At 51.1% G+C, this 8,047-nt stretch carries 5 protein-coding genes; 2 read left to right on the top strand and 3 right to left on the bottom strand.

Annotated elements, in window-relative coordinates; all coding sequences use genetic code 11:
- Positions 1-288: 288 nt before the first annotated feature.
- The 3 genes from DES29_RS12010 to DES29_RS12020 all read right to left on the bottom strand — a co-directional run bounded on the left by DES29_RS12010 (position 289) and on the right by DES29_RS12020 (position 5,551).
- Positions 289-1,875, bottom strand: coding sequence for an IS1634 family transposase (locus DES29_RS12010; RefSeq protein WP_113854939.1), 1,587 nt, complete (start codon positions 1,873-1,875; stop codon positions 289-291).
- A gap of 267 nt (positions 1,876-2,142) precedes the next feature.
- Positions 2,143-3,987, bottom strand: coding sequence for an ATP-binding cassette domain-containing protein (locus tag DES29_RS12015; protein WP_021994533.1), 1,845 nt, complete (start codon positions 3,985-3,987; stop codon positions 2,143-2,145).
- 100 nt (positions 3,988-4,087) lie between these two features.
- Positions 4,088-5,551, bottom strand: coding sequence for a penicillin-binding protein activator (locus tag DES29_RS12020; RefSeq protein ID WP_236578869.1), 1,464 nt, complete (start codon positions 5,549-5,551; stop codon positions 4,088-4,090).
- A 73-nt stretch (positions 5,552-5,624) separates the two neighbouring features.
- Here DES29_RS12020 and rsmI point away from each other — a divergent pair, with 73 nt between their 5' ends.
- Both rsmI and ppk2 read left to right on the top strand, forming a co-directional pair.
- Positions 5,625-6,548, top strand: coding sequence for a 16S rRNA (cytidine(1402)-2'-O)-methyltransferase (gene rsmI / locus DES29_RS12025; RefSeq protein WP_021994535.1), 924 nt, complete (start codon positions 5,625-5,627; stop codon positions 6,546-6,548).
- 77 nt (positions 6,549-6,625) lie between these two features.
- A complete protein-coding gene (ppk2, locus tag DES29_RS12030; RefSeq protein WP_016475258.1) occupies positions 6,626-7,810 on the top strand; it encodes a polyphosphate kinase 2 in 1,185 nt (394 codons plus the stop codon).
- Positions 7,811-8,047 lie beyond the last annotated feature (237 nt).

The following is an 8,047-nucleotide window of genomic DNA, read 5'->3' on the forward strand; positions in this document are numbered from 1 at the left end:
ACGGCGATTGAAACTGTGGGAACGCTTGCGCACCGGGTCCCATTTGGTTTGGTAGGCCTTGATGTAGGTATAGCCCTTGGCGTTGGTTTCGGCAGTGAAGTACCAATTTTGACTATCGGACATGAAGCCCCCTAATGCTCTATATTTATATGGTATGGATCATTTTATCATGAATTTAAAAGCCTGGCTTCCAAAGATATTGAAAACCAGGCTTTAAGAACCGAAGAATAGCCAAAATTGATGCTGATCAATATAAACCGTATCGCTCGAGAATAGGTACGCTGTGCATTAATGCGGCGTACCCTCCGCGAGGAGTTCCTCAATCAGCTCCGGTGATGGATTGAAATCGAATTTGTCCAACAGTTTTGCGACACTCCGTTTCTCCGGAGCGACCAGCCACTCTCCCTGTACCCTGGTTGCCATGATCTTTCCCAGCGTTTGTTTCAGGTCTTCAAGGGAGATATTCTTGTCCTCATTCATTGCGGCGATATCGGTAATGCAGTCCATTCCCATCATGGACGAGAGGTGATTGAGAAACAGCCATGCTTCCTGTGTTGCCTGAGTGCGCATATAGGAAGCTTCAAAGTCCAAACTTGCTCCGTAAGTCCTGAAAAACTGTTCGATGGCCTGTCGCTGCTTATATACCCTGTAGACCTGCATGCAGTTGAGATCCGTACGGTTGGTGCGGATCGTCACCGTTCCCATTTCCGGAATTTCATTGTGAATTTCCATCAGATCTTGCGGTTGCAGGGCTTGGAGCTCCTCATTGGTTAGTCTGGGGGCTCCCTTGGCACGGCGCTTCATCTCGCTGTCCAATTTAACCGCATTGGTGTTATTTGTTTTTTCGCCGCGTTCGACAGCATCGGCCAGTTCGTTGGCATAGAGCTGAGCATCGAAAAAGACGAACACATTGAATCCGGCCTCTGAGATCTTCAAGGCTTGAATCGCACGGCCGTTGAAAGGAAACATGTTCTCGTAACTCATCGGCGTCAAAGGCAGTTTGCTTTTAACGAATCTGCTGCCGCGGCGAAGAGGAATGACATATTTGAGATTTTTGGAATCGAGCAGTTCAAAATCACTCTCACTGGCGAATCCTTTATCGGCAATGATCGTGCAGTCCGAGTGCCTGAGAGTACTTTCCGTCAGAACGTCTGCGAATGCTGAAACATCCGGTGTACTGCCGATAAACTGCTTGTAATAGACGGGGGCTCCCCTGTTTTCGTCCAAACTGTAGATATAGAGCAGGTTGATTTGCAGCATGTACCGCTGCTTGGAGTCGTAGCCTAGTTCAGCAAAAGGCATCGTCTTGGAAGATGTAATCAGTCGATGCCCGTCAAACAAAATAAATGCGCTCTTCTTATCTATGTCTTCACGCATAAAGCTGCTGATTGCCTGACGTTTTTTACCCAAAGTCCGAAGCATGGCTGCATTGTCGGAAGCGGTGAATGACAGTTTCGGGAAAACATGCGACAAGATGCTGTTTTCGAAGTGAAGCTGAAGGCGCTTAAAACGAGGTTCTCTGAGCAGCCGCAGGAGAGCCGCAACGTAGATTTGCTGCCATTGATCAGGAAAATGCACCTGGAGACGTTTACGCAGATCTTCAGTACGTTTCCACATGAAGAGAGAAGCTCCGACTTCTACCGTCTCTTCAAGGACGGCTGCCGGACGTTCTGCCGGCGTCAAGCGGCGTTTGGTAGCAATCAGTCCATCGGGCGTAATTTTGCCCAGACAGCGTCCGGAAACCTTTCGACTGCGTTTGATCGTCGGATCGTACTTGCTGAATCGTTCATATAGATACCAGTTGTTGCCGATTTTCTTAATTTCGGTGTTTTTTGGACGATCGAACGTCAGGATGTAGTCGGGTTTTTCAGTCATTTCTTTGCAACGCGCGAGAAACCTATTAGGTACGCTAATTTTAGCAAAAATGGAGTGAGATTGTCACTCCATTTTTGCTAGAAAATCAATTAATTTGATATTGATCTAATGGTTCTCTGAACGCCCTAAATGCGAGCGATACAGTATAAATATGGATCAGCTATCCGGGAGTTCAGGGTTTTTGGAGGTTCCAAAAACGGGCTTATTGCGTTGTAGCAGTAGGGAAGATGCTCATTATGCGCGTGAAAGTGGCGCATCTACGTTCATCTATTTTCCAGTCGAAAGGGATTCCTTCTCTGAAAGTGCTTCCCAACGCGTCCATCCGTCAGCGATAGATTTCTCTAATTCCTCAAGTCGTAATTTATCAGCCTTGATGTCCTCAACGGATTTTGAGTGATAGTCGAAGGCGCTCATTGCATTGATGATGCTGGCCTGTTCTTTTTCCATGGCCTCGAGCTTTTCAGGGAGCGCTTCAAGTTCTCGGGCTTCCCGCCAGGAGAGTTTTATTTTTTGTGGGATGACATCACGAGGTTTTTCGTTTTTTGCTGGCTTTTCTGCCTTCTTTTCTGTCTTTGCTGCGGCAAACGGATCGTTTTCCTGTTGGCGCTGGGTAAACCATTCTGTATAGCCGCCCACATATTCACGCCATTTGCCGTCACCCTCGGGAGCCAATACTTCGGTGACGACATTGTCAAGGAAACGACGATCGTGACTGACAAGGATGATCGTACCTGGATAGACGGCGAGAGTCTGCTCAAGCAGTTCGAGTGAATCAATATCCAGATCGTTTGTCGGTTCGTCGAGAACGAGCAGATTCGCAGGCAAAGCAAAAAGGCGAGCAAGCAGGAGGCGGTTGCGTTCGCCGCCCGAGAGGGAACTCACGGGAACGTTTGCACGGCGGGGTGGAAAAAGGAAATCGCCCAGATAAGCGATGATGTGCTTGCGTTCACCGCCGATTTCTACCCAATCAGAACCCGGAGAGATTGTTTCGGCTACGGTTTTTGTAAGATCAAGTTGTTCACGAAGTTGATCAAAGTATGCAAGTTTGATGTTTGTGCCGAGTTTGACCGTGCCGGCATCGGGTTGAATTTTTCCTAAAAGCAGCTTGATCAAGGTACTTTTACCAGCGCCGTTTCTGCCGATAAGACCGAGACGATCCCCACGCATTAAGGTGAAATCGAGGTCTTTTACGATGACGCAGTCCCCGAATGACTTTGAAAGCCCTTTTACTTCAGCGACAATTTTGCCGCTTTTTTCGCCCGCATCGATCGACATGCGGATGGATCCCATCTGATCACGTCTGGCGGCCCGTTCGCGACGCAATTGTTCGAGCCGCTTGACACGGCCCTCGTTGCGCGTGCGTCGGGCTTCAATGCCCTTACGGATCCAGACCTCTTCCTGTGCCCAGAATTTATCGAAGCGTCGACGTTCCAGTTCTTCAGCGGCAAGCTCCTCTTCTTTTCGAGTCTCATAGGCTGCGAAATTCCCGGGATAGGATCGCAGTACTCCGCGGTCGAGCTCAACGATACGAGTGGCTACTTTGTCAAGGAACGCACGGTCATGGGTGATGACGACGAGTGAGCGCTGATTTTTGAGTTCATCTTGCGATCGAGCTTCAAGAAGTCGTATTGCTCGCATATCAAGATGATTGGTTGGCTCATCAAGCAGCAGCAGCTGTGGAGCGAGTGTAAAGGCGAGAGCAAGTGCGGCACGCTTTTTTTCACCGCCGGAAGTGAGCTTTGGATCCGCATTAGGATTGAGCTCGAAATGCGAAAGGTTTTCGTCGAGTTTTGCGAGGATACGCCATTTCTCCCTTTCGTCAGTTGTTTCATCTAATTTCCCACGGAGAATGAGACTCTCCTTCAGCGTTGGCGCATCGGGGAGCTGCGGCTCTTGTTCAACATAGTGAATGGTGAGTCCGTCCATGCGTTGAAGCTGACCGTCATCGAGCATGGTCTTTCCTGCCAACACTGAGAGCAACGAGCTTTTACCAGTGCCGTTGCGGCCGATGAGCCCCACACGTTCACCGGGTTCAATCGAAATGTTCGCTTCGTCGAGGAGCGGCAAATCACCATAAGCAAGATGAGCGTCGATGAGAGTAATAAGCGCCATAGCGTGGAGAAGAAAAGAAATGGCGGAAGACGGTTAGTGAAAAACGTCTTCCGCGAAGGGAGTGTATGGAATTGTAGAGATCAGAGGGATGGTCAGTGTCTTACTGCGTAATGCTTATGCCGGAAGCTGCTGGTGAGGGTGAAGAGGCCGGACTGATCGTTTTTGGGATCATTGGCGTAGGATCGGGATCAGCCCCAAGATCATTGACTACGACGCCTTTGACATCTTCACGGTGCGCAGCGTTAAGTTCTTCTTTGACGGTTGGCATTGCAATGGGTTCAGTTGGCTTGGGCGGTTCGATGGTTGGCAGCACTGTGCGAACAGCGAGCTCACGGGGAATTTGCAAAAGATGCCCTTGCTGCACAACTACAACTTGAGGAGTACGTTCAACGAGCGGTGAATGCGAGCGGTCAAAGGTCAATGTGCCGGTTTCTCCAGCTTCACCTTGCAGAGATCGCCCTTGAGACCAGGCCAGCGCTGTGGTGCGGGCATCAACTCCCAAGGCAAAGAGACGTTTGGCCGAGAGTGAATAAGGCATTGAGGTGCCAAAGCGAGCTTCGAAATCTGCGGGTTTGAGCTGCACCACCAACGGACACTCGGGGAACGCCACGCCATCTAAATCGTACGAGAGCGTTGTTGCAGCAGAACTCAAGTCAGGGTCGCCAGGATTGATGGCCGATGTTCCCCAAATGCGCGTGCCGCGCGGGAAGCGGTTGCGTACGAGGGCTGCTTCTTGGGCAGAAAGCGCAAGCAGCGCTGCTTGGAATGGCGGTTCACTTTGTGTGACACGCGCACGTCGAGCAGCGTGAACACGTTTTGTGATGAGCTTTCGCTGTTGTGACGATTCGGCCTTGGCGAGCGCTTCGCGCAGCTCCTGATCGAATTGCGCGGCCTCTTCTGGAGAAAGCGTGGGTTCGAATTTGGTCTGCAAATCATCAAGGATTTCCGGGGAGAAGCTGATGACTTCATAGTCAATCTGTGCGTGCGCGAGTACGTTCTCGAAGGCATCGCGGGCACGCATCTGCCAAGCTGCAGAACCCGCTATAACGGCAATTTTGGGTCTGCTCAGATTGTTGATGGAATGCGGTAGCGCTGCCACTGCTGCTTGGGCGATCCATTCCGCTTCATATTCCGTACTGATAGAAATCAGGCCTAGATTTTGTGGTACAGCCGATAAATCTGTGTTATCCGGTACATTGAGGGCAAGGACTGGAAGCGGAAGTGTTTTTTTCCGAGCAAGCATTTCAACAGCACTGCGTTCGATTGGCCCGACGACAATATCGGCACCACTCACGAGTGCGGCATCCAGTGCAGCATCAAGACTGGCTGTTTGTGACGAACTTTCCACTAGAAAAATCTCAGCGGAACGATCTTGCGGGCTGTCAATGTGGGCGTTAGATGCGGCAAGACCGTTGGCGACGATGCGTGCGGCTGCGAGAAACGGGGAGTCATCGGGCGGCATTAGCATGGCGATGCGCAGCGGGCGAAGAGATGAAACTGGCGAAGCTGCCGAGATGCTAGGCGCTTCTCCTGCGGCTGTCCCTAAAGTTTCCACTGCGTGCACGATGCTTGGGGCGCTTAAACTACCGACCACGACTCCACTAAAGCAAGCGATCAGAGAACGACGAGAAAGCGGCATGAATTCCCTACGAAATCTTTGGACTGATAATGCGCTGATGCTGGCTGCAGGACTTCCCGATCAGGAACTCCCGGCCGCGGCGCTCTATGTAGTTGGACTCCCCATCGGCAACATGGGCGATATTACGCTGAGGGCCCTTTGGGTGCTTTTGAGCGTTGATGCTGTGGCTGCTGAGGATACCCGAGAGACGAGGAAGCTCCTTGAGCGGTTCGGCATCGATACTCGATTATTGTCCGTTCGTGAGCATAACGAACGACACGGAGCTGAGCAAATTGATGCGCTCTTGGCAGAGGGGCAGCGCGTCGCATTAGTCACTGATGCTGGTACGCCGGCGGTATCCGATCCGGGGGCGCGTGCTGTTGAGTACTTGCGCCGCGTTGGCCGGCGTGTGATTCCTGTTCCCGGTGCATCAGCGGCAATCACTGCTTTGTCTGCTGCCGGGCTGCTTGGTACAGGTTTTGACTTCATCGGTTTTCTGCCGCCGCAGCCTAAGGCGCGTCATCAGTCGGCCGAAGAGCTCGCGCATCGTAAGCGCCCCTTCGTTCTCTATGAGGCACCGCATCGTATTCTCGCGTTGCTTGAAGATTTGGGAGCAGCTCTTACGCCAGAACGGCGCATTGTCGTAGCGCGTGAGCTGACGAAGAAGTTTGAGACGATCACTTCTCTTACTGCTGCAGATCTCTCGGAATGGATTAAGACGCATGAACCCCGTGGAGAGTATGTTGTGCTTGTAGATGAGGAACCTATGAAGGAGGAGACGCTTTCTGTTCAAGAAGAAGCATGGCTCAAAGCACTCGCTCCAGAGCTTCCGTCTTCGCGGTTGGCGGCTATCGCCGCTAAGCTGACGGGGCGTCCGCGGCAGGAGATCTACACCTGGCTGACGGTCATGCGTAAAGCACAAGAGACCGATGCAGCCGAATAAAAATTAGCAGCGGAGGGTGGAATCGGCTAACCCGACAGCCGCTTTCAGTTCGACCCTTCAATGGAGGAACGTTACCCATGGCCAATAATGAAAAGACAGATGAGTCTGTCAAACGGAAGAGCCACGAAACGCGTGAAGCGGTACTCAATGACGAACATATTGACCGAGCTCCGCGCTTCCAAAATGTGCAGGATGTGCTGGAACACATCAAGTCTGACAAGACAGAGCGCGCCTATCGACGCAAGCAGGATTTGATTGAAGACATCCTGAGCGGGCAGGCGCGCGAAGATCGTGAGGCGATTCTGAGTCAACTGCTCGCAGAGCTTACAACTAAGAGCAAAAAAAGCCGTAAGGAGCGAGACCTTGAGGAGAACCGCCTCAATCCAGATTGGGCGAAAGGTGCTTATCCGTATGTCAATCGCATGCGGCGTAAAAACTACGAGGAGCAGAAATTTCGCCTGCAGGTTGAACTTTTAAAACTTCAGGCATGGGTGAAGGAAACAGGACAGAAGATCATTGTCATCTTTGAGGGACGCGATGCTGCAGGCAAAGGCGGCACAATTACGCGCTTCATGGAGCATCTCAATCCTCGTGGTGCACGAGTTGTAGCCTTGAATAAACCCACCGTAGAGGAGTCTGGGCAGTGGTATTTCCAACGCTATGTGACACATCTACCCACCAAAGGTGAGATGGTTTTCTTTGACCGATCCTGGTACAACCGAGCAGGTGTTGAGCGCGTCATGAAGTTTTGTACGGACGCTGAATACTATGAATTTATGCGGGAAGTCCCTGGGTTTGAACGCAATTTGGTTCGAAGCGGCACATATGTCATTAAGTTCTGGTTCTCAGTAAGTCAGAAGGAACAGCAGCGTCGTTTCCGTGAACGACAAGTTTCGCCTTTGAAGCGTTGGAAACTTTCGCCGATTGACTTGGCTTCACTTGATAAATGGGATGATTACACTCGCGCCAAAGAGGCAATGTTCTTTGGCACCGATACGCCGGAAGCGCCCTGGACAGTGATCAAATCTGACGATAAGAAGCGTGCTCGGTTAAATGCCATGCGATACGTTCTGCATCTCATTCCGTATGCGGAGAGAGACTTGAAAGCCATTGGCCCCATTGATCCGCTGATTGTTGGTCGAGCAAGCACGATGTTTGAGACTGCAGAGTATGCTGCTGCACCGCATATTCTTGCGGGTGAACTTGTTCGCCCGAATATGCCGCCCATGCTTCCCGGGCCAAAAAAGAAAAAGAAGAAGTGATTCAGAACCGATTGATGCAATCTTGGTATTCGTTGATTGTTCAGTCATGATGTTTCACGTGGAACATCCTGTCGGTAAAGAATCGAATGTTTCACGTGAAACAATGCGCGCAGACTGAGCACAGAACAAAAGACCGTAGATCCCTGAACTACGGGTTACCTGCTCTACATTTCGAATCGCCGCGGTGGTTCAGAAAGCTGGAGCAATTCAAAACAGCGCCGACGCGAGGCAGGAATA

The organism is Sutterella wadsworthensis (genome assembly GCF_003315195.1).
Lineage (GTDB): Bacteria > Pseudomonadota > Gammaproteobacteria > Burkholderiales > Burkholderiaceae_F > Sutterella > Sutterella wadsworthensis.

Excerpts from the sequence above, each read along its gene's own strand:
- DES29_RS12010 (WP_113854939.1), bottom strand. The coding sequence starts at position 1,875 with ATGACTGAAAAACCCGACTACATCCTGACGTTCGATCGTCCAAAAAAC.
- DES29_RS12015 (WP_021994533.1), bottom strand. The coding sequence starts at position 3,987 with ATGGCGCTTATTACTCTCATCGACGCTCATCTTGCTTATGGTGATTTG.
- rsmI (WP_021994535.1), top strand. The coding sequence starts at position 5,625 with ATGAATTCCCTACGAAATCTTTGGACTGATAATGCGCTGATGCTGGCT.
- ppk2 (WP_016475258.1), top strand. The coding sequence starts at position 6,626 with ATGGCCAATAATGAAAAGACAGATGAGTCTGTCAAACGGAAGAGCCAC.